Origin of the sequence: Streptomyces sp. NPDC002680 (assembly GCF_042889145.1) — a bacterium.
Lineage (GTDB): Bacteria > Actinomycetota > Actinomycetes > Streptomycetales > Streptomycetaceae > Streptomyces > Streptomyces adonidis.
The window spans coordinates 447078-468948 of sequence record NZ_JBIAQP010000005.1; the positions used below are offsets into that span (position 1 = coordinate 447078).

At 69.9% G+C, this 21871-nt stretch carries 18 protein-coding genes; 6 read left to right on the forward strand and 12 right to left on the reverse strand.

Annotation, left to right across the window (positions count from 1 at the left end; genetic code table 11):
* A partial coding sequence (locus tag ACFYXF_RS16730) for a hypothetical protein (RefSeq protein ID WP_389350286.1) occupies nt 1–190 on the forward strand: 190 nt, incomplete at its 5' end.
* Between the two features lie 160 nt (nt 191–350).
* On the opposite strand, the gene ACFYXF_RS16735 is transcribed toward ACFYXF_RS16730, so the two are convergent.
* The gene (locus ACFYXF_RS16735; RefSeq protein WP_389350287.1) at nt 351–1487 is read right to left on the reverse strand and encodes a helix-turn-helix domain-containing protein; all 1137 of its coding nucleotides are present in this window, start codon (nt 1485–1487) and stop codon (nt 351–353) included.
* 622 nt (nt 1488–2109) lie between these two features.
* Between ACFYXF_RS16735 and ACFYXF_RS16740 the strand changes: the two genes are divergently transcribed.
* Nucleotides 2110–2304: a hypothetical protein gene (locus ACFYXF_RS16740; RefSeq protein ID WP_389350288.1), complete on the forward strand. Its 195-nt coding sequence runs from the start codon at nt 2110–2112 to the stop codon at nt 2302–2304.
* A gap of 440 nt (nt 2305–2744) precedes the next feature.
* Here the strand turns inward: ACFYXF_RS16740 and ACFYXF_RS16745 are convergent, their stop codons facing one another.
* The 6 genes from ACFYXF_RS16745 to ACFYXF_RS16770 all read right to left on the reverse strand — a co-directional run bounded on the left by ACFYXF_RS16745 (nt 2745) and on the right by ACFYXF_RS16770 (nt 8949).
* Nucleotides 2745–3317: a dihydrofolate reductase family protein gene (locus tag ACFYXF_RS16745; protein WP_389350289.1), complete on the reverse strand. Its 573-nt coding sequence runs from the start codon at nt 3315–3317 to the stop codon at nt 2745–2747.
* Nucleotides 3318–3410: 93 nt separating this feature from the next.
* Nucleotides 3411–3731 (reverse strand): ankyrin repeat domain-containing protein, encoded by a 321-nt coding sequence (locus ACFYXF_RS16750; RefSeq protein ID WP_389350290.1) that lies wholly within the window; start codon nt 3729–3731, stop codon nt 3411–3413.
* Nucleotides 3732–3856: 125 nt separating this feature from the next.
* Nucleotides 3857–5092, reverse strand: a complete 1236-nt coding sequence (locus ACFYXF_RS16755) for an MFS transporter (RefSeq protein WP_389350291.1) — start codon at nt 5090–5092, stop codon at nt 3857–3859.
* 108 nt (nt 5093–5200) lie between these two features.
* Complete coding sequence (locus ACFYXF_RS16760; protein ID WP_389350373.1) at nt 5201–6181, reverse strand: endonuclease/exonuclease/phosphatase family protein; 981 nt, start codon at nt 6179–6181, stop codon at nt 5201–5203.
* Between the two features lie 299 nt (nt 6182–6480).
* Nucleotides 6481–7035 carry a TetR/AcrR family transcriptional regulator gene (locus ACFYXF_RS16765; protein ID WP_389350292.1) on the reverse strand — a complete coding sequence of 185 codons (555 nt, stop codon included), beginning with the start codon at nt 7033–7035 and terminating at the stop codon, nt 6481–6483.
* A 315-nt stretch (nt 7036–7350) separates the two neighbouring features.
* A complete protein-coding gene (locus tag ACFYXF_RS16770) occupies nt 7351–8949 on the reverse strand; it encodes an MFS transporter (RefSeq protein ID WP_389350293.1) in 1599 nt (532 codons plus the stop codon).
* Between the two features lie 231 nt (nt 8950–9180).
* On the opposite strand from ACFYXF_RS16770, the gene panB reads away from it, so the two are divergent.
* A complete protein-coding gene (panB, locus tag ACFYXF_RS16775; protein ID WP_389350294.1) occupies nt 9181–10047 on the forward strand; it encodes a 3-methyl-2-oxobutanoate hydroxymethyltransferase in 867 nt (288 codons plus the stop codon).
* Nucleotides 10048–10192: 145 nt separating this feature from the next.
* Here the strand turns inward: panB and ACFYXF_RS16780 are convergent, their stop codons facing one another.
* The gene (locus tag ACFYXF_RS16780; RefSeq protein ID WP_389350295.1) at nt 10193–11095 is read right to left on the reverse strand and encodes a hypothetical protein; all 903 of its coding nucleotides are present in this window, start codon (nt 11093–11095) and stop codon (nt 10193–10195) included.
* A 155-nt stretch (nt 11096–11250) separates the two neighbouring features.
* Here ACFYXF_RS16780 and ACFYXF_RS16785 point away from each other — a divergent pair, with 155 nt between their 5' ends.
* Together ACFYXF_RS16785 and ACFYXF_RS16790 are read left to right on the forward strand one after the other, a co-directional pair.
* Nucleotides 11251–12285, forward strand: coding sequence for an ATP-binding cassette domain-containing protein (locus ACFYXF_RS16785; RefSeq protein ID WP_389350296.1), 1035 nt, complete (start codon nt 11251–11253; stop codon nt 12283–12285).
* A complete protein-coding gene (locus ACFYXF_RS16790; RefSeq protein ID WP_389350297.1) occupies nt 12282–13127 on the forward strand; it encodes an ABC transporter permease in 846 nt (281 codons plus the stop codon). The genes ACFYXF_RS16785 and ACFYXF_RS16790 overlap by 4 nt, the downstream gene beginning before the upstream one ends.
* Before the next feature lie 43 nt (nt 13128–13170).
* Here the strand turns inward: ACFYXF_RS16790 and ACFYXF_RS16795 are convergent, their stop codons facing one another.
* On the reverse strand, nt 13171–16962 hold the full coding sequence (locus tag ACFYXF_RS16795; RefSeq protein WP_389350298.1) for a BTAD domain-containing putative transcriptional regulator: 3792 nt from the start codon (nt 16960–16962) through the stop codon (nt 13171–13173).
* Between the two features lie 212 nt (nt 16963–17174).
* On the opposite strand from ACFYXF_RS16795, the gene ACFYXF_RS16800 reads away from it, so the two are divergent.
* A complete protein-coding gene (locus ACFYXF_RS16800) occupies nt 17175–17987 on the forward strand; it encodes a site-2 protease family protein (RefSeq protein ID WP_389350299.1) in 813 nt (270 codons plus the stop codon).
* A 78-nt stretch (nt 17988–18065) separates the two neighbouring features.
* Here ACFYXF_RS16800 and ACFYXF_RS16805 read toward each other — a convergent pair whose 3' ends face one another.
* The 3 genes from ACFYXF_RS16805 to ACFYXF_RS16815 form a co-directional block, all read right to left on the reverse strand.
* Entirely contained in the window at nt 18066–18908 is an 843-nt protein-coding gene (locus ACFYXF_RS16805; protein ID WP_389350374.1) for a geranyl diphosphate 2-C-methyltransferase, read from the reverse strand.
* Nucleotides 18909–18965: 57 nt separating this feature from the next.
* Nucleotides 18966–20279 carry a family 2 encapsulin nanocompartment cargo protein terpene cyclase gene (locus tag ACFYXF_RS16810; RefSeq protein WP_389350301.1) on the reverse strand — a complete coding sequence of 438 codons (1314 nt, stop codon included), beginning with the start codon at nt 20277–20279 and terminating at the stop codon, nt 18966–18968.
* A gap of 61 nt (nt 20280–20340) precedes the next feature.
* Entirely contained in the window at nt 20341–21756 is a 1416-nt protein-coding gene (locus ACFYXF_RS16815; protein ID WP_389350375.1) for a family 2B encapsulin nanocompartment shell protein, read from the reverse strand.
* Nucleotides 21757–21871: the final 115 nt, after the last annotated feature.

The window sequence follows — 21871 nt, forward strand, 5'->3', positions numbered from 1 at the left end:
GGCAGCAGCGGAACCCGAATACCGGGCAGCACTCGACGGCCAGATCCGGCTTCTCGGTGAGCAGCACCCGGATACCCGAAGTACATCCCGCGCTCTTGGCGATCTGCTGCGTCGCATCGAATCCCAGCCAGCCACTGGAGCCGGCGACGAAAACCTGTACTGGCGGGGCTTCAGCGGGGGCGCCAGTTAGTACTGTGGTGCCCCGTCGGCCAAGGTCTGGCCCTGCTGCTCTGTCGATGCCGAGCGGCTACACCACTTTGCGGGACGCCATCTGCTCTTCCAGTATCCGCTGCCTCATAATTCGTACACGAAATCACTCCCAACCGTATAAGTGGGGGCGCTTCCCCGCTCTATGCCGCTTCGAATGCCCGCAGTTTATTTCCCGTCTCGTCGGCCAAATTCGCGAGAAACGATGGGACGCCCGACTCTCGATAGATGGCCTTCAGCGACTGGTGCACCATCCTCCGATTTCTTCCCGAGTTGATCGTATCCACTAGCGCAGAGATCTCTTCAAGCTCGGCTTCCGCGTTACGCCACGCCTTGACCGCGGCATAGCATCGCAGGAGTTCAGCCCGATAGAGCATGACGCCTCGAGGAGTCGCATATTGGAGGATCGATTGGAAATCTGAAACAGCTGCATCGGAATTGCCCAGGCTCAGAAGAGCCTGACCTGAATGACCAGTCACTTCACAGCTGTTCACCCACCACGCCCATTCAGGATCACATGCGGTGAGGGACTCCTCGAGCCCGCCTCTCGCTGCGTCGAAGTCAGAAAGCGCACGTTCGCGGTCGCCCATTTGAGCGAGAGCCCTGCCGCGCCTCACCCGCGCCAAGAGTGCGACTCGCGGCGGGGTGCGTCGCTGCGACAGGATTTCTTCAGCCACTCTCCGTGTTTCGCCAGGGCGGCAGCACTCGATATCCACCATGGCAAGCATATCGAGCGCGAACCACTCCATTTTTCGATCCCGGGCATGCCGGGCAAGCATGTGCGATTCAAGGAATGCGGCACGCGCCGAGTCAAACTTACCGGCGTCGAAGAGCAGCCATCCCGCTACTTCAGCTGCTTCTGAGACGGCCGAGAGATAGCGAATCTGGTCCTTTTCGGGGATCTCTCCTGAGTCGAGCTTTCGCTGCGCCGACTGCCATACTTGGACGGCCACGGGAGCGACGGTATCCCCTCCGTGCCGGTCGGCATGATCCAACAGACAGGCCGCGCTGGTTCTCATGCGCGCGATCTCCGAGTCCGGCCCGGGAAGGTGCTCGGGGGCGGGAGATGGCACGCCGGGTACTGCCAGTGACAGCAACTCCCCATCGGTGCCAAGTAGTTCGTCTAACGCCATGGCCAACTGTCCTGAAGGTTGCTGCCTGCCGTTGATGACACGGGACAGATAGGCCACGTCGTAGTTGAGGGAGCGTGCGGCGGCGCGCATGCTCACACCCTTGTCGGCCAGGAGCGCCCGAAGGCGGGGCCCGAACTCGGCGGCCATGAGGTCCCCTTCACGTGATCCTGGGTGTTGACCTGTGCTCCCAGAGTAACTGTCAACACTGGTCAACTCCCGAAGAACGATCAGAGGGCCAACGCTGGTCAGGTGAACGGCAAGTACCCCCGCGACGCGCGAACGTCCGGGGGCGCGGCCCACCAACTGAACTGGAGTTGATGAACATGGCCGAGCGTAGCGCTGCTGCGCTGCACTGGCTCGTGCTGGTCCTGGCCCTTTGGGTCCTCACCCGACTGCTGCCCGCGACCGGTGCGCGTCGGAAGACACTGACGACAACTCGGAGGCCCATGAACAGAACAGACGCACACGATCACGTGCGCCTGGTGGTGCGAATTCCTGCTCAGCGCAGGTCGCCGTACAGCACCGATCGAGAGCCGCTGGACGGTTCCCAGTCCCGCCTTTCCCGGCCGTACCTGCCTGCGCTCCTCGATTCGGTACCGGAGACAGACACGACTCCCCGTACGGCCCGTGTACGGCCCTACTGGACGGTCCAGGAACTCGCGATGCGGTGGAGGAGGCAGCGCATGCCAATGCCGGCGGCCTACTCCCGCCTCGACCTCGGCACCCAAAACCTCCAAACGGTCCCGGCCGGGGCCGGAGGTGGCGTCCGATGACCGGCGCGAGGGTCAGTGCAGCCGTGCGGCAGGCAGAGTTGCCCATGCTGCGCGCCTACCGCCTGTGGCACGAGCACACCCGCAAGTGCGTCGACGGCTGCAAGAGCGTGCGCAAGGCACAGGATGGCTGCGAGAGCGGGCGGGAACTCTGGGCGAGCTACCGTCATGCCTACGCCGGAGGCGACCGATGACGCAGCCGACAACGAACACAGCCCGGTGCGGGAAGGTCCGCGCTTCCCTGTTGTACGGCGCCCCGATCCTCAGCGAGGTGGGCGCATGCGTCCTCCCCCACGGGCACGACGGGGATCACCGGGACCCCTGGGGCGGCACATGGAACGTCATCCCGCTCTACCCCATGACCAACACTGGCAGAGGGATGGACGAATGACCCACGCCCCCGAGCCGGCGTGGCCTCCGGAACCCCCGTACGTGTCCAGCCTCTGCACCATCGGCACCCACGGCCAGTGCCAGGACGCGAAGCCCCGGGAGAGCGGTGTTCCTGGACTGCGTTATCTGGTGTGCACGTGCTGTTGCCACCGCCTGAGTCCGGTCCCGGTGAACGGAGCGAGTGAAAGCTGAGGACAGGTACACGCGTACGGCACTCTCACCGGGCGACAAGGCGGAGACGGCGTCAGCGGACGACGTCGAACACGTTCTTCTGCAGGCCGTTGGCGTACACCTCGGACTCGACGAGCCTCAGCTTCTGGGCATCCTTGTCCGTATCGCTGAACAGGCGCTTGCCCGCGCCGAGCAGCAGCGGGAACACCAGCAGGTGGTACCGGTCGATGAGGCCGGCGTCCGAGAGGTCGCGGGTGAGGGTGGCACTGCCGTGGATGATGATCGGGCCGCCCTCTGTCTCCTTCAGGGCGGCCACGTCGTCCAGCGAGCGCAGGATCGTGGTCTCGCCCCAGTTCGGGACCAGGTCGGCCTCGGTGAGGGTCGTGGAGACGACGTACTTCGGCATCACCTTGTAGTCCGCGAAGTCCTCCATGGCAGGCCAGACCGGGCTGAACGCCTCGTAGCTGACGCGGCCCAGCATCATCGCGGCGGCTTCCTTCTGCTCCCGGCCCTTGAGTTCGTACGCCTCCGGCAGGAACTCGATGTCCTTGAAGGTCCAGCCGGAGTTCCGGTAGCCGGGCTCGCCGCCCGGGGCCTCCACGACTCCGTCGAGCGAGACGAAGGCGGTGCTGATCAGGGTGCGCATCTCGGGTCTCCTGGGTACGTGTCGGGGGTGTCCCCGTGGCTGGTTCTCAGCTGGTTCGGTTCTACCTTGATTGACTCCGGGGCGCGGGGAAACTCATCGGCCGCCGATGTGGGCCCGCAGCAACTTCACCGCCAGGGCGTGGCCGTAGTGCTCGGCCATGTCCAGGGGGCTGCGACCGGCTGGATCGGTCAGCTTCGAATCGGCTCCGAAGGCCAGCAGGACTGCGGTCGTATGCACAGTCAGCGGCCGGCCGCTCTGCAGGGAACCGTCGCCCTCGACGTCGATCGCATGCGTCAGCAGAGTCATGTCGCCGAAGACCTCGTCCGGGTCGGAGCCGTCGGCCAGCAACCGCGCCAGGGTCTCCGCGTCCTCGTGCTCGACTGCGTGATGGGCGGGTGTCCAGTAATCGCTCACAGCGGCATCCAACCGCTTCCACGCCTCGATACGCCGGGCGAGCTCAAAATGCCGGGCGCCGTCGAGGGGTTCGACGGCGCCCGGCAGACAGACTGGAAACGGGTGGGCGGGTGGGAAAGACCCCCTCAGTGGTGCACCTTCTCCGCCCGCGAAGGCACATGCGACGCCACCAGCCGCTCCCGCCCTACCGACGGAGTCGTCCCGCGCCGGTCCACCACGTACGCCACCCCCGCCACGCCCAGCCCCAGCACAGCCAGCCCCGCACCGACCAGCGCCGGCGATGTCACCCCGAAGCCCGCCGCAAGCGCCAAGCCCCCGACCCACGCCCCGCCCGCGTTCGCCAGGTTGAACGCCGCCTGGTTCGCCGAGGAGGCCAGGGACGGGGCCGTCGAGGCCCGTTCCATGACCATCAGGTTGAGGGGTGTGCCCGTGACGAATGCCGCCGCGCCCAGCAGGACGACCGCCAGGGCCGCGGTCCACGTCGTGGTCATCAGGAGGGGGAACGCGGCCAGGACCGCGATCAGGGAGACCAGGCCGCCGAAGAGGGTGCGTCGCATCGCGTGGTCCGCCAGGCGGCCGCCGAGCAGGTTGCCTATCGTCGCGCCGACCCCGAAGAGGGCCAGCAGCACCGTCACGCTGGAGTCCTTGTAGCCCGCGGAGTCCGTCAGCATAGGCGTGATGTAGCTGTACGCCGAGAACAGTGCGCCGAAGCCCGCCACCGTCGTGCCCAGGGCCAGCCACACCGGGAGCGATCGCAGGGCGGCCAGTTCGCCGCGCAGGCCCGCCACCGGTGCTTCCGTCCGGGTCTGCGGGATCAGCAGCGCCAGTGCTGCGATCGCCGCCACGCCGATCACGCTCACGCCGAGGAAGGTCGCCCGCCAGCCCAGCTGCTGGCCCATCGCCGTCGCCACGGGGACGCCGACCACGTTCGCGACCGTCAGGCCCAGGAACATCAGGGAGACCGAGCGGGCCTTGCGTTCGGGGGCCACCATCGTCGTGGCCACCACCGCGCCCACGCCGAAGAACGCGCCGTGCGGCAGTCCGCTCAGGAAACGGGCCGCCAGCAAGTAGTCGTAGGTCGGGGCGAACGCCGACAGCGCGTTGCCTGCTACGAACAGCGCCATCAGGCCTATCAGGAGCTTGCGGCGGGACATGCGGGCCGTTGCCGCCGCCAGCAGCGGGGCGCCTATCACCACGCCCAGCGCGTACGCCGAGACCAGGTGGCCGGCGGACGGGATCGAGATACCCAGGTCGTCGGCGACGTCGGGCAGCAGGCCCATCATCACGAACTCGGTCGTACCGATGCCGAATGCGCCTACGGCGAGGGCTAGCAGGGCCAGGGTCGGCGTGCGCCGGGACATAGAGAGAGCGGCCTTTCGGGGGGTGGGGCGGGCTGAGGTCCGTACAGCTTATGTTCAAGTACGGAACAAAGGCTGCCACGCCCAGTATTCCCCGGGGGTTCCTGCTGGTTACGAGCCCGTTGCCGAATCCGGAATCTTCACCCTCGCCGCGATCGGCAGATGATCGCTCGCCGTGCGCGGCAGCGACCAGGAGCTGACCGGTTCCACGCCCTGCACCATGATCTGGTCGATCCGCGCCATCGGGAACGACGCCGGCCAGCTGAACCCGAAGCCGCTGCCCGACGCGCCCTGCGTCGAGCGCATCTGCGCCGTGACGGCGTTCAGCGCGCGGTCGTTCATCGTGCCGTTGAGGTCGCCGAGCAGGATCTTGCGGGTCAGCTTCTCGTCGGAGAGCGCCTCGCCGAGCGCGTTCGCGCTCCGGTCGCGCTGGCGGGCCGTGAAGCCGGCCTCCATCTTCACGCGTACCGACGGGAGATGGGCGACGTACACCGCGACCGGCCCCTCCGGTGTCGCCACGGTGGCGCGCATCGCACGCGTCCAGCCCAGCTTGATGTCCACGGGCCGGGAGGCGCTGATCGGGTACTTGCTCCACAGGCCGACCGTGCCCTGCACCGAGTGGTACTTGTACGTCGACGCGAGGGCCTTCTCGTACGTCGGGACCGCCGTCTCCGTCAGTTCCTCCAGGGCGACGACGTCGGCGCCGGAGCCCGCCACCTCGCGGGCCGTGCCGGACGGGTCCGGGTTCTCCGCGTTGACGTTGTGGGTGGCCACCGTCAGATTGCCGCCCGTACCGGCGTTGCTGCCGAGCAGCCCGCCGAAGAGGTTGAACCACACCGCCGTCGGCACCAGCACCGCGATCAGCGCGGTCGCCGAGCGCCGGATCAGCCCGACGATCAGCAGCAGCGGTACGAGGACGATGCCGAACCAGGGCAGGAACGTCTCGGAGAGGCTGCCCAGGTTGCCGATCCGGTTGGGGATCTGCGCGTGCAGCACCATCACGAGGGCCAGCAGCAGGGCCACCACGGCCGTGACGATGCCCCGGCGCCAGATTCTCGGATCGCCCCGCCAGCCGGCCGTCAGACGGCTCATCAGGCGCCGAAGCCGGGGTCCCCGGCGCTCGGGTCCCGAGCCTCCGTTGTCCGTCTCCGTCATGTACGCCTGCTGGGCCATACCGTCGCCTCACAACCTGCCGTGCATCCCGTCCGTCCCCGCGACTAAGACCCTAGGGGATGATCGGTTCCGTTCTCGCCGTCCCATGACGGCCGTACGGGGACGATGACGAACAAGTCGGCGCGACCAGTTCCGGTCACTGTGCCGGATAGCGCTCTCTGTGACGAAACACGCACAGTCGTCCGCCTGGCACCCCGACAGACGTACGAATTCCCCGGTTACGGGGCGGCTGGCCGCAGACCTTCCAGCAGCGTGTCGACGATCTGCTCCGCCAGGCCCTCCGGCAGGTCCGCGTCGAGGCGCAGTACGGCGCGCAGGAGCATGGGGCCGACGAAGAGGTCGTTCAGCAGGGTGACGTCGAGGTCCGCGCGCAGCTCGCCGTTGCGCTGGCCGCGGCGCAGGAGTTCGTCGCCGAGGCGGCGGCGCGGTTCGACGACCGTGGCGTGGTAGGCGGCCCAGAGCTTGGGGCTGCTCTTCATCTGGGCGTGGACGTTGTGCAGGAACGCCGAGGACCGGTTGGCCAGTCCGCGCCGACGCAGCGCCTCCAGCAGGACGACCAGGTCGTCGCGCATCGACGTGCCGGGCAGGATCGGGTCCGGGGGCTCCATGGCGCGCATGACGTCGACGAACAGCTCCTCCTTGCCCGGCCAGCGGCGGTAGATGGTGGCCTTGCCGACACCGGCGGTACGGGCCACCCGCTCGATGGAGATGTCCGCGAGCGGCACGCCCTCCTCCAGGAGCTGCATCACGCCCTCGATGATGGAGCGTTCCACGGCTTCGCTCCGGGGGCGGCCACGGGTGCCTCCGGCGGTGGGGCGGGGGGTGGTTCCGCCCGTCGGGGGGCGGCCGGCGGGGGTGCCACCCGTGGGGGGCGTACCCGTGCGGGGCCTCCCGGTGGGGAGGCTGCCCGTAGGGGCCCTCCCGGCAGGAGAGCTGCCCGCAGGGGTCCCCCCGGCAGGGGGACTGCCCGTGGGGGGTCGGTCGGCCGAGCCGTCCGCGAGGTTCACGCGCCCTCTTCCCTTCCTCGTCGTGCGTCATGCGTCGTACGTCGTACGTCCTGCGTTCGATTCTCTCCGGTGATCGGCTTCTCAGTGATCTGTGGACACCAACTGCGCCTTCTCCTCGCCCTCTTGGGGCGCAGCCGGGCGGCCCGGCAGGCACAGGGCGACGACCAGGGCGCCCAGGACGGCGACGCCCGCGCCGCACAGCGCGGTGATGTGCATCGCGTGCAGGAACGCGTCGTTGGCGGGGCCGACGAGCGCCTCGCCCTTCGGGCCGAGCTTCGCGGCGACGCCGAGGGTGGCCTCGATGGACTCGCCCGCGGTGTGCCGTACGCCGGCGGGCAGCGCGCCGAGCTTGTCCTCGATGCCGCTGCGGTAGGCCGCCGAGAGGACCGAGCCCAGTACGGCGATCCCGAGCGCGCCGCCGACCTGGCGGAACGTGTTGCTGAGCGCGGAGGCGGAGCCGGCCTTCTCGCGGGGCAGGGACTGCATGATGACGACGCTGGTCGGCGTCATGATGTGCGCCATGCCGGTGCCCATGAGGAAGAAGACGACCTCAAGGACCCAGATCGGCGTGTCGGCCTCGAAGGAGGCGAACGCGGCCAGGGTCGCGGCGATCAAGAGCATCGCGGCGGTGGTCGTGGCCCGGTTGCCGAAGCGGTCGACGGCGAGCCGGGCGCGCGGCGCGAAGATCAGCTGCGCGGCGGCCAGCGGCAGCATCAGCAGGCCGGTCTGGAGGGGCGAGTAGCCGCGCACGCTCTGGGTGTAGAAGACCGAGAAGAAGGTCACGCCCATCAGCGCGAAGAACACGAGCGCGATGACGGACATCGCGGCCGAGAAGGTCTTGTCGCGGAAGTACGTCACGTCGATCGACGGATGGTCGCTGCGCTTCTCGAACAGCACGAAGCCGACGAGTACGGCGAGACCGGCGCCGATGGTCGCCAGCACCTGCGGGTCGGTGAAGTCGGCGAGCTGGCCGCCCTTGATGATGCCGTAGACCAGGAGGACCAGACCCACGACGGACAGCACGACCCCGACGGGGTCGATCCGGCCCGGCTTCGGGTCGCGGGAGTCGGGCACCAGGACGGTCATCAGCACCAGCGCGATGATCACGATCGGTACGTTGATGAGGAAGACGGACCCCCACCAGAAGTGGTCGAGGAGTAGGCCCCCGGTGATCGGCCCGATGGCGATGGCGAGTCCGACACCGCCGGCCCAGATGCCGATGGCCTTGGGCTGTTCCTCGCGCTCGAAGACGTTCATGAGGACGGCGAGGGTGGCGGGCATCACGAAGGCCGCGCCGAGGCCCATCACGGCCCGGAAGGCGATGAGCTGGGTGGGCGAGCCGGCGAAGGCGGCGAGGGCGGAGCCGAGGCCGAAGACGGCGAGTCCGCCGAGGAGCACCTTCTTGCGGCCGAGGCGGTCGCCGAGGATGCCGGCGGAGAACAGGAGCCCCGCGAAGACGAGGGTGTAGGCGTTGATCGCCCACTCCAGCTCGCTCTGGGTGGCGCCCAGACCGGTCGGGGCGGGGGTGGAGATGGTCTTGATCGCGACGTTGAGGATGGAGTTGTCGAGGACCACGATCAACAGGCTGAGCATGAGCACGCCGAGGATGACCCAGCGTCTGCGGTGCACGGTCTCGGGAATCCGTGGGCCGAGGGCGGACGGGCCGGCAGAAGTCGTCATGGCTGCCACCCTAGGCTCATTTCGATACGAGACCGTCTCGTATCGAAAGTCTTTACCGAGACCTTAAGCATGGGGAGCGTGCGGTGCAAGGCGGGGGTGGGTGGCGCGAGATTTTCCGCACAGGGGGCCCTGTCGGCGACCACTAGCCGATCCCCGACGCGAGGTGCCACCATGGGTGGTGATCCGGGGACGCCGTCAGGGCGCCTCGAGATGATTGAAGGAGCCGTTGCCATGACGCAGCTTCAGGCTGCCCACCAGACCTCCGCCGGCAGCACCAACGCGCTGTACGGAGGCAAGGGCACACGCCGCATCACGGTCCGCGACATCAGCGCCGCCAAGGAGCGCGGCGAGAAGTGGCCCATGCTCACCGCGTACGACGCGATGACCGCGTCCGTCTTCGACGAGGCCGGGATCCCGGTCATGCTGGTCGGCGACTCGGCGGGCAACTGTCACCTCGGGTACGAGACGACCGTGCCCGTCACCCTCGACGAGATGACCATGCTGTCCGCCGCCGTCGTACGGGGCACGAGTCGGGCCCTGATCGTCGGCGACCTGCCCTTCGGGTCCTACCAGGAGGGGCCGGTGCAGGCGCTGCGCTCGGCGACCCGGCTGGTGAAGGAGGCGGGGGTCGGGGCCGTCAAGCTGGAGGGCGGCGAGCGCTCGCACCGCCAGATCGAGCTGCTGGTCGAGTCCGGGATTCCGGTGATGGCCCACATCGGGCTGACGCCCCAGTCGGTGAACTCCATGGGGTATCGGGTGCAGGGGCGTGGTGAGGAGGCGGCCCAGCAGTTGCTGCGGGACGCGAAGGCGGTCCAGGACGCGGGGGCGTTCGCGGTGGTCCTTGAGCTGGTGCCGGCGGAGTTGGCCGCGGAGGTGACGCGGACTCTGCACATCCCTACGGTCGGTATCGGGGCGGGGGCCGAGACGGACGCGCAGGTGTTGGTCTGGACGGACATGCTCGGGTTGACCGGGGGGCGGGTGCCGAAGTTCGTCAAGCAGTACGCGAATCTGCGTGAGGTGATGGGGAACGCGGCGAAGGCGTTCGCGGAGGATGTGACGGGCGGAACGTTCCCGCTGGAGGAGCACTCCGTCCACTGACCGTCCGCTGACCGACCACCGGGTTCACGGACCCACAGAGCCACTGCGGCACGAATGCAGCCCGCCGACTTCCCCCATCGGCGGGCTGCGCCTTTTGTTTCTCGCCACCTCAGAGCCGGCGGCTCGTCGTCCGGACCCCGACCGCTCAGTCATCGGTCGCGTCGGAACCGGTCACGGCGTCGCCGCTGGACGGTACGGACGACACCGAACCGCCGGTACCGGAGCTCGGGTCGGTGGTGGAAGCGGAGCTGGGGACGGGATCAGAACTGGTCTCCGGCGCCTCGCTCGCGTCCGGCGTCTCACTCGCGTCCGGCGCCTCGCTCGCGTCCGGTGCGGACGAACTGTCCGTCGCCGGTGCCGTACCGCTGGACGCGTCCGTGGTGGGTGTCCGGCTACCGGCGGGAGCGGGGGTACCGGCCGTGCCACCGCCCACCGAGGTTCCCCTGCCCGGCTCGCCCTTGACCACGGCCGCCACCGGCTTGCCCGCGATCAGCTCCACCGTGGTCACCGTGATCATCGCCAGGGCGAACACCAGGCCCGTGGCCAAGGCGTATCTCTTCCAACCGATGGAGCCGCGGAGGGAACCCCCGCGGTAGGTGGTGACCGACTCGCCTTCAGAGGGCGCGGAGACGGCCGTTGTCCCGCCGGGCCCGCCACCCGGGCTGTCGGGCCCGGAGGGCGGCATCGCGTCAGCAGCCGTGGCACTTCCCGGTGGCCCGAACGCCGCCCGGGCGTCCGCGCGCTGTGCCGCCCGCTCCTCCAGCGGCGTCCGCGGCGGCACCCGGCTACGGATCCCCTCGCCCGTCCTCCGGAAGGCGTGTGAGAAGACCGCCGCGCCGGTGGTCGCGCTGGTGCTGACCACAGCGGCGCCGATGATCGTCCCGGTCACCCCCAGCAGGGACGCGAGCACCGCGCCCACCACGGTCGCGAGAGCACTCGCCACCACCTGCACAACAGTCAGGTCGAGCACCTTGCGCTTGGGCGCCCGCCCTTCTTGTTCTCCTTCTTGTTCTCCTTCTTGTTCCCGCTCTTCTCTGCGACTCTCCATCGATCTCCCTTCGCGGTTCTGGGGCCGGTACTTCGGGACGACTGCCCAGTCGGCGGTGATTCATCTGTGCACGTGGCCGACAGCCCGGTGGCGCCACTGGGTGGCTGTCGGTGGTCTGTAGGTGGTTTGTCGGTGGGGGGTGTCAGGTTGAGGGCATGACGCGAATCGACAATCACCCCGCCGACGGGGCCGAGCATGCCGTTTCCGTGCGGGGGCTGGTCAAGCACTACGGCGAGACCAAGGCTCTGGACGGTGTCGACCTGGACGTCCGGGAGGGCACCGTGCTCGGGGTGCTCGGGCCCAACGGCGCCGGCAAGACCACCCTCGTACGCATCCTGTCCACCCTGCTGCAGCCGACCTCGGGACACGCGACCGTCGCCGGGTACGACGTCCTGCGCCAGCCCCGGCAGCTGCGGCGGGTCATCGGACTCACCGGACAGTACGCCTCCGTGGACGAGAAGCTCCCGGGCTGGGAGAACCTGTACATGATCGGGCGGCTGCTTGATCTGTCACGGAAGGACGCCCGTACCCGGGCCGACGAACTCCTGGAGCGGTTCTCGCTCACCGACGCCGCCAAGCGGCCCGCGAGCACCTACTCCGGCGGTATGCGGCGGCGGCTGGATCTGGCCGCCTCGATGATCGGTCGGCCCGTCGTCCTGTTCCTCGACGAACCCACCACCGGACTCGATCCCCGGACCCGCAACGAGGTCTGGGCCGAGGTCAAGCGCATGGTCGGCGACGGCGTGACCGTGCTGCTCACCACCCAGTACATGGAGGAGGCCGAACAGCTCGCCTCCGAACTGGCCGTCATCGACCGGGGGAAGGTCGTCGCCGGCGGTGCCATCGACGAGCTGAAGGCGAAGGTCGGCGGCCGTACCCTGCGGATCCGGCCCGCCGACCCGCTGCAACTGCGCCCGCTCGCCCGCGACCTCGACGACCTCGGCATCACCGGCCTCGCCACCACCGCCGTGGACACCGCGAGCGGCAGCGTCCTGGTGCCGATCCTGAGCGACGAGCAGCTGACCGCGGTGACCGGCGCGGTCGTCGCGCGCGGTATCACCATCTCCTCGATCAGCACCGAACTGCCCAGCCTGGACGAGGTGTTCCTGTCCCTCACCGGCCACCGTGCCACCGCCCCGCTGGACGACGACGCCACGCCCGCCGACACCCGAGAGGAGGTCGCCGTATGAGCGCCGCGACCGCGACCGTCAATGAGCATGAGATCGACATGGATTCCCGCAGCAAGGCCGACGGGCGTATTCCGCTGCGGGCCCATCTGCGGCACACCGGCGCCCTCGTCCGCCGCAATCTGCTGTGGATCCGGCAGGACCCGGAGTCCATGGCCGACGCCGTGCTGATGCCGATCATCTTCACCCTGCTGTTCGTGTTCGTCTTCGGCGGCTCGATCGGGCAGGCCCTGGGCGGCGGGCAGGACGGGTATGTGCAGTACGTGATACCCGGCATGATCGCGATGATGAGCATGACGCTGTCGCAGGGCGTCGGCACCGGGTTCTGCCAGGACTTCAACTCCGGTGTCATGGACCGCTTCCGGTCCCTGCCGATCGGGCGCGGCTCGGTGCTGTTCGCGAAGATCTCGGTCGAGCTGATCCGGATGCTGTTCGCGACCGCCGTGCTGATGATCGTGGCCGTCCTGGTCGGCTTCGACATCAACCACTGGCCGGGGCTGTTCGCGGCCGTGGCCCTGTCCACGCTGTTCGCCTCGTCGATCATGTGGGTGTTCCTCACCCTGGGCGTGGTCATGAAGAGCGCACAGTCCGTACAGGCGATGGGGTTCCTGGTGCTGTTCCCGCTGCAGTTCGGTTCGTCGATCTTCGCGCCGACGCAGTCGATGCCGGGCTGGCTCCAGGCGTTCACCGACTACAACCCGCTGTCCACGCTCGCGGACGCGGCGCGCGGACTGATGGTGGGCGGCCCGGTGGCGCACGACCTGTGGGTGACCATCGCCTGGTCGGTGGCGATCACGGCGGTGATGGCACCGGTCGCGATCCACAAGTTCCGCACGAAGAGCTGAGAGATATGAAGATACGAAGAGCTGACAGCGCCTGATACGTGCCTCAGATGAGGGCGGTCGCCTCCTCCGCGGAGAGTCGGCCGCCCTCCTCGTACGCCGCCTCGTACTCCTCGTCGGTGAGCAGGCCACGGACCGCGCGGACGGCGCGGGTGCGGACCTCGCGCTCCATGTGCCCGGGGATGTGGCCGGGCGGCAGCAGGGCGTCGGCGGCGCCCAGGCAGCGGGCGGCGTCGTGGGCGTGGCTGCCTCCGTCGAGACCCGCGAGGGCCACGGCGCCGGTGGTCAGGAAGGAGGCCTGCAGTTGGGGGGCGATGTTGCGGGACAGCGCGTCGTCGGCCCGGGCCAGCGCCTCCCTGGTCTTGGCGAGGGACTCCTCGTGCCGCCCCTCCGCCTCGTCCAGCCAGGCCTCCGAGCCGAGGATGAACGCGTCGAAGATGACGAACGAGGCGGCTCTGAACTCCAGGCGCAGCAGCCGGATCTGCTCACGCGCCTCGGGGACCCGGTCGGTGATGCCGAGATAGGCCGTGAGGAAGAGCCGGGCGGCGGGCAGGGCCTCGTTGACCATCCCCTCCGCCTCCTTGATCACCTGGCGCAGAAGCCGTTCGCCCTCGTCGGTCCGGCCGGCCTCCAGGAACACGTTGCCGAGACGGGCGGCGAGTACGGTCTTCTGGGCGCGGGCGCCGAGTTGTTCGGCCAGTTCCATCGCGTCGCCGAAGTCGGTGGCGGCGCTGTCGTACGCGGCCTTCTTCTCGTGGGCCTCGCCGCGCGCGGAGAGCGCTTCGGCGGCGCCCCAGTCGTCGCCGAGGCGGCGGAAGATCTCCAGGGCCTCGTCGGCGTCACGGGTCGCGTCGCCGGCCCAGTCGCTGCGGTTGGCGAGGACGTTGGCGCGCGTCTGGAGACAGGCGGCGAGTTCCCACTCGAAGCGGGGGGCCGCGTCGCGGCAGGTGCGCACGGACTCGTCGACGATGACCCGGATCCGGTCCATGTCGCGGGTGAGCATGACGGCGTAGAACCAGAGGAGGCCGGGGTAGCGGCACGTCTGGGGGGCGCCGGGTTCGTAGACGCGGCTGATGGCGTCCAGTTTCTGTTTGGCCTCGGGTGTCTGCCAGGCATCCAACTCGATGTCCATACAGGCGAGATGGACGAGGTGGACGCCGCGCCGGGCCTCGTCGAGCACGTCGTCGCGCCAGGGCGGTGGAGTGTCCGTGCAGCGCTCCCAGAGGGGCGGTGCCGGGCGGACCGGGAGGGCGAAGGGGTCGGGGCCGAGGTTCATGACCTCGCGGGACCAGTTGCGGGCGGCGAGCCGCAGATCGCGCATCTGCCAGTACCAGGCGATCGACAGGACGAGGCAGAGCGCCTCCTGTTCGTCGCGGGTGACGACGGCGTGCCGGAGGGCGGCACGGATGTTCTCGCTCTCCTCCTGGAACACGTCGAGGGCGGCGCGCTGGCCGGAGCCGCGCAGCAACGAGTCGGTGACGCGGGCGAGTTCGCGGTAGTACGTGAGGTGCGCGCGCTCGGCCTCGGGGCGGTCGCCGGACTCGTCGAGGCGCGTACCGGCGTACTCCGCGACGGTCTCCAGGAGCCGATACCGCATTCCGCCGCTCTCGCCCGAAGGGGCGGCCACGACAAGGGACTTGTCGACGAGCGAGCCGAGCGCTTCGAGGGCGACGGGACCGCACACGGCCTCGGCGGCGGCGAGGTCGCAGCCGCCCGCGAAGACGGACAGCCGCCGCAGGACGTCCCGTTCGTCCTCGTCGAGCAGGTCCCAGGACCAGTCGACGACGGCCCGCAGGGTCTGCTGGCGGGGCAGGACGGTACGGCTGCCGGAGATCAGCAGCCGGAAACGGTCGTCGAGCCGGTCGGCGATCTGCCGCAGCGACAGCATCCGCAGCCGGGCGGCGGCCAGTTCGATGGCGAGCGGCAGCCCGTCGAGCCGCCGACAGATCTCGGCGGCGGCCGCCGGATCGTCCTCGACGCGGAACCCTGGCCGGGCGGCGGCCCCTCGGTCGGCGAGCAGCCGTAGCGCGACGGGCTCGGGCAGCGGTTCGACGGGACGTACCAACTCCCCAGGTACGCCCAGGGGTTCACGACTGGTGGCGAGCACGGTGACTCCCGGGCAGCGCACCAGCAGCTCCGCGACGAGCCGCGCGGCGGCATCGACGACGTGCTCGCAGTTGTCGAGGAGGATCAGCATCCGCCGGTTCGCGCAGTGCTCGACGAGGCGTACGAGGGGGTCGTCGTGGCGGTCCGCGGAGGCGACGCGCAGTTCCTCGGCGCCGGCCCCGCGCAGGACGGTCTCGCGCGCGCCGACGGCGGTGAGCACGGCCTCCGGTACGGCGTCCGGGTCGACGACGGGAGCGAGTTCGGCCAGCCACACCCCGTCCGCGGCCCGATCCCGCCCACCGTCCCGCGCCGCGTCCCGCACAGCCTCGGCGGCCTCCTGCGACAGCCGCGTCTTGCCTGCCCCACCGGGCCCGAGCAGGGTCACGAGCCGAGCGGCGGCGAGGTCACCCCGGATGGCCTCGATGTCGGCCTCCCGACCGACGAAGGAGGTGAGGCGGGCGCGGAGGTTGCCCGGGGGCAAGGGGTGAGGGGTGGCGGGCCAGGGCTGCGGGGCCGACGCGGCCTGAGCCTCGACACGGTCCGCCGTGCCGGAGGCCACCACCGGCCCGGCGGCCCCGGCGGCAGTGTGGTCCGGGTGGCGCGGGGCGCCCGGTGCGGAGTCCTCTCCCTGGCGGGCCGGAGCCCCCGGTCCGGCGGAGAAAGCGTGCGCCTCCGACCCACCCGGCGCAGGGGTCGTGCCCGGGCCGAACGGGGCGGAGACCCCGTCGTCACCGATGTACACGGTGCCCCCGCCGGAGCCGCCCGGCGGGGAGCCCGCACCCGAGCCAGAGGCGTCGGATGAGGCGGAGGCCTCGCCTGTGCCGTCAGGGCCGGGGCCGGCCGAGCGATGCCCCCCGGGACCCCCCGAGCGATCCACACCGGAGCAGGCCGGGCCACGCGTACCAGCGCCGGATGGACCGCCCGCGCCACGCGAACCGTGCTTGCCAGGGCCAGCCGGGCCATGCATGCCAAGGCCAGCCGCGCCACGCGCACCGGGGCCGCGCGATATGTCGTCCGGTCTCAGCAACTCCGCGTGCAGGGACCGCAGTTCGGGGCCCGGGTCCGCGCCGAGGCGGTCTGCCAGGAGGGTGCGTACGTCCTCGTAGGCGGCCAGGGCCTGGGCGGGGCGGCCCGCGGCTCTGAGGGCGCGCAGGCGGAGGGCCTGGAGGGGCTCGTCGAGGGGGTGGCTGTCGCACAGGGCGGTCAGTTCGGGGAGGGACTGTTCCGCGGCGCCCAGGGCCAGGGCAGCGGTGAGACGGGCGCGGCGCGTGTCCAGGCGGCGGGTCTCCCAGCGGGCTGCCTCGGCGGTGCGGTCGGGGAGGTCGGCGAGGGCGGGGCCGTGCCACAGGGCGAGGGCGTCGTCGAGGACGACGGCGGCCTTGGCGGGGTCGCCGTCGGCCAGCGCGCGCTTGCCCTCGTCGGCCAGCCGCCCGAACCGGTGCAGGTCGATGTCGTCCGGCGCGGCGCACAGCCGGTAGCCGCCCTCGGCGGAGGCGATCGCGTCCGGGCCGAGCGCGCGGCGCAGCCGGCCGACCAGTGCCTGGAGCGCACCCGGCGCGTCGGCGGGCGCGTCCCCGTTCCACACCTCCTCCACCAGGACGCCCGCGGGCACGGTCCGGCCGGGCCGCAGCGCGAACACGGTCAGCAGGGCGCGCAGCCGTGCCCCGCCGACCGGGACGGAGGTGCCGTCGGGACGGAGTGCCTGGGTGGTGCCGAGGATGCGGTAGCGCACGGGTCCATTGTCTCCGGGGACGGTCCCGGAGTGCGCCCGGGTTTACGGGGCCATGAACAGGGAGAAGTCCAGGATCTCCGGGAACCTCCAGGAACCTCCGGCTCCAGCAGGAACCTCCGGCCCTCGGTGGGACGTTCCTCCCAGACCACCGGTACCGTCGTCCCGGCCGCACAAGCCGTTCCTTCCACCACGTCACCCAGGAGCCCCGCCCCATGACCACCGCCACCACCCGCAACAGCGACCGGCGGATCAGCCCGGTCTTCGTCGGGATTCTGGCCGTCACGGCGGTCACGGGCTGGGCCACCTGGACCGGGTTCGCCGAGCAGCCCGGTGTCGCCGTGTTCCTGTTCGTGACGGCCGCGTGGATCGTGTCCCTCTGTCTGCACGAGTACGCGCACGCCCGCACCGCCCTGCACAGCGGTGACATCTCGGTCGGCGAGAAGGGCTACCTCACCCTCAACCCGCTCAAGTACACACACGCCCTGCTCAGCATCGTCCTGCCGGTGATCTTCGTGATCATGGGTGGGATCGGGCTGCCCGGCGGTGCCGTCTTCATCGAGCGCGGGCGCATCCACGGCCGCTGGAAGCACAGTCTGATCTCGGCCGCCGGGCCGCTGACCAACGTCCTGTTCGCGGTGGTGTGCACGGCGCCGTTCTGGCTGGACGCGCTGGACGGGGTGCCGGCGGAGTTCCGGTTCGCGCTCGCCTTCCTGGCTCTTCTCCAGGTGACCGCCGCGATCCTGAACTTCCTTCCCGTACCCGGGCTCGACGGCTACGGGGTCATCGAGCCCTGGCTGTCGTACAAGATCAAGCGCCAGGTGGAGCCGTTCGCACCGTTCGGGCTGCTGTTCGTGTTCGCGGTGCTGTGGCTCCCCGCGGTGAACAGCGCGTTCTTCGACGTGATCGATTCGGTGCTGCGCGGTCTGGGGATCGACCAGTTCGACACGTACTGCGGTCAGTACTTGTACAACTCTGTGTTCAGCTTCCTTCGGGACAATGGCCCGAACATCGGCTGCACACCCTGACCCGCGGAAACGTCGAAGCCCCGGCCACTCCCCTCGGGGTGGACGGGGCTTCGTCCCCGGGCGTCTGCGGGTGTCCGTTCAGACGCGGTCGGCCGCGATCAGCACGTACTGGAAGGAACCGTCCCGGTAGGACTCGATGAACGCCTCCTCGATCCCGGTGACCAGCGAGGACGTGGCCCGCAGTTCCCAGTACGGCAGGGTGTCGGGAGTCAGGTCGATCACGGTCTGGGGCACGAGCCGGTTGTCGGCCATGGCCCGCAGGTACTCACGACGGGAGTGGATGTTGCACTCGAAGTGGGCGTTGATCTGCGAGACCCACTTCGACGGCTGGCCGTAACGGGGGTTCCAGCAGCCGGTGATGGTCACGTACCGGCCGCCCACCTTGAGGAAGCGGGAGTGCTCGGCGAACAGGTCGTGCAGGTCGACGTACATGGTCGACTCGTTGTTCCAGGAGGCGGTGACGGCACCCTTCTCGAAGGGCGTGTCGAGCATGTTGCACACGCGGGAGCGGACGTGGTCCTGGATACGCAGCTCCCGTGCCCGCCCGTTGCCGAACTCGGCCTGTGTGGCGGAGAGCGTGACGCCCTCGACCTTGCAGCCGAAGCGCTGGTGGGCCATGACCATGGAGCCGCCGCGACCGCACCCGGCGTCGACGAGGGTGTCGGCGGCCGTGACGGGGCCCAGGTGGTCCAGGAGGACCTCGGCCTGGGCGGACTCCAGCCGGTGCAGCTCGGCGATCAGCCTCTTCTCGTACTCACTGTCCTCCGGGTCGCCGAGCGCGGTGTGGTCGACGGCGCCGATGCCGTAGTGATGGTGGTACAGCCCGTCCACGTCACCGAGGCGCAGGTTCACCGGCCTCGCCTCGCTGTTCCAGTACCGGGCGATGTCCCCCTGATAGGGGGTCGCCGGGGCCGGGATCATCGTGGAGAGTGCGGGGGTGATATCCGTGGTCACAGAGGCTTCCGTTCGTCCGTTCGATTACCAGAAGTCGGGCAGGGTGTAGCGGTAGGTGTTGGTGCGGTGCCAGTCGTGGTTGCCGTCGACCCAGGCGGCCACGCCCTTGAGGAAGCGCGCCATGACGGGCAGGGGGCAGGCTGCGGCCAGGTCGGCCGCTGCCGCCTCGAAGGCGTGCATCAGGTCGTTGTGGACCTCGACCGCCTTGAGATACGCGTCGCGCTCGGAGAGCCGTTCGCGTTCCGCGATCACCACGGGCAGGTTCAGGTGCCGGCCGGGACTGGCCAGTTCCTTGGTGTACGAGTACAGGTCGTTGACGATGGTGGTCGCGTTCCCGGCCAGCGCGATGACCCGCTGTGTCTCCGGCTGTGCGTGCAGGTCCGCCGGGAGCTCGTAGCCTCCGACGGTGTCGGTGATGGTGGGGCAGGGGCGGAAGTTGTTGAACTGGCGCATCGCCAGGTACTCCCACACCTCCGGGACATAGTCGGTCTCGGCCCAGGCCGCCTCGGCGAGATACCCCATGTGCAGCCGGGCCATGTCGTGCCGGAAGCGGTCGGCCTGGGAGGGCGTGGCCGCGCGGACGAAGTGGTCCATCGCGCTGCGATAGGCACGCCGCGGCGGATCCGAGCCGAGCGACGTCTGCCACTCCGGCGTGTACTCCGGGGTGGTGTGGAGCGGGTCGAGCGCGGTGTGCGCGAGAAGGAGACGGCCGCCGAGACCGACGGGTGAACCGCCGTGGTCCTCGCAGTAGCAGTCGTCGACGGCGTTCTCCGCGACCATCAGCCGGGTGGCGATCATCAGATGATCCACGGTGGGTGCGTCGGGGTGGCAGCCGACCATGTACCGCCCGACGGAGAAGCCGTCGAACTCGCCTTCCCACTCCTCGGGGTAGAGCTGGACCTCGTCCTCGGCCCAGCGTTTGATCCGGCGGCTCACCTCCTCGACGCGCACCGGGTCGGGCTCCGGGACGGAGTGGTGGTACAGGCCGGGAACGGCCTTGCCCTCGGCGGGTGGAGCGGGAGCGGGGAGCACCGGGTCGGGTGTGCGGGCCAGGGACAGCGACGCCGTCCCCAGACCGGTCGGCCCGCCCAGGACCCGCCGCTCGACGACGGGTACGGGAGGTGAAGGTACGGTAGGTGAAGGTACGGGAGGTGGAGGTGCTGCCGGTGGACTCGGTGCACTGGCCAGGGACAGCGAGGCCGTTCCCAGACCGGTCGGCCCGCCGAGGAGCGGGGGGACGACGGGTTCGGGAGGCTTGGCGGGCAGGACCGGCGTGGTGGTGGACGGCCCCGGCCGCCGCTCGGGCACGGGTGGTCCGAGGGGCCCGGTGTCGGGCATCTGTTGCTCCTTGATGTGGGGGGACGAGCGGGGGCGTCGATCTGTTCGACGCGGCGCGCCGTCAGTCCCGCGTGCGGGCGATCTGCACGTTCTCCAGCACTCCGAGCGCGTCGGGCAGGAGGACCGCGGCGGAGTAGTACGTGCTGACGAGATAGGAGATGACGGCCTGCTCGTTGATGCCCATGAATCGCGCGGAGAGGCCAGGCTCGACCTCGTCCGGCAGGTCTGTCTGCCGCAGGCCGATGACGCCCTGGTTCTCCTCGCCCGTGCGCATCGCGATGATGGAGCTGGTCTGTTCCCGGCTGATCGGGATCTTGTTGCAGGGCAGGATCGGGACCCCGCGCCAGGCCGGGACCGACTGCCCGCCGAGGTCGACGTGGTCCGGGTAGAGGCCGTAGGCGTTGAAGCCGCGTCCGATCGCGGCGATCGTCCTCGGGTGGGCGAGGAAGAGCTTGGTGCCGCGGCGGCGGCAGAGCAGGTCGTCCATGTCGTCCGGGGTCGGCGGGCCGGAGTGCGTCTGGATGCGCTGCTTGAAGTCGGCGTTGTGGAGCAGCCCGAACTCGGGGTTGTTGATCAGCTCGTGCTCCTGCCGCTCACGCAACGCCTCGATGGTGAGCCGGAGTTGCTCCTCGGACTGGTTCATCGGCCCGTTGTAGAGGTCGGCGACCCGCGTGTGGATCCTCAGGACGGTCTGGGCGACGGAGAGTTCGTACTCGCGCGGCTTCAGCTCGTAGTCGACGAAGGTGGCCGGCAGGTCGACCTCGCCGGTGTGGCCGGCCGACAGGGCGATCGCGGCCTCGCCGTGTTTGTTCTGCGGCTGCCGTGCGGCGGAGCCGAACGCCTCGATGTGGGCCTGCAGGCCGGGCGCGGCCTCCCGTACGGCGGCGAAGTCGGCGCGGGAGAGCGTGAGGAGGGTGCCGGAGGTCTCGGCGGTGACCGTGCAGTCGTGGCGGGCGTCGGAGTCCAGCAGGGCGTTCTCGCCGAAGCGGTCGCCGTCCGCGAGTACCGCGATGGTGATCGCCCCACCGTACGGGCCCTCGCCGGACTGGCTGACGCGGCCGTGGGCGATCAGATGGATCCGGTCCGCCGGGCTGCCGCGCTCGACGAGGACCTCACCGGCGGCGAAGTCGCGCTGCACACAGCGTTCGGCGAGGGTGGTCAGGACGTCCACGTCGTCGAAGCCCCGCAGCAGGGCCAGTTCACCGAGTTCGCGGGGGATCACCCGGACCGTGGCGCCGTCCTGGACGAAGTCGATGCGCCCGTCGCCGACGGTGTGCCTGAGCCGCCGGTTGACCCGGTAGGCGCCGCCCTTGGTCTCGACCCAGGGGAGCATCCGCAGCAGCCAGCGGGAGGTGATCTCCTGCATCTGCGGGGCGGACTTGGTGGTGGTGGCGAGGTTGCGGGCGGCGGCGGCGCCGAGGGCCTGCTGCGGCACTGCCGGTACGGCCTGGACTTCCGGGCTGCTGTCCACGGTCATCGGGGTGCGGTACTCCTTGCCGGACACGGTGAGGATCGCGGCGATCCGTCTACCCGAAGGACGGTATGACCGGCCGACCGGCATCTCCATGGAAAGCCCGGCAGCTTCCTCCGAA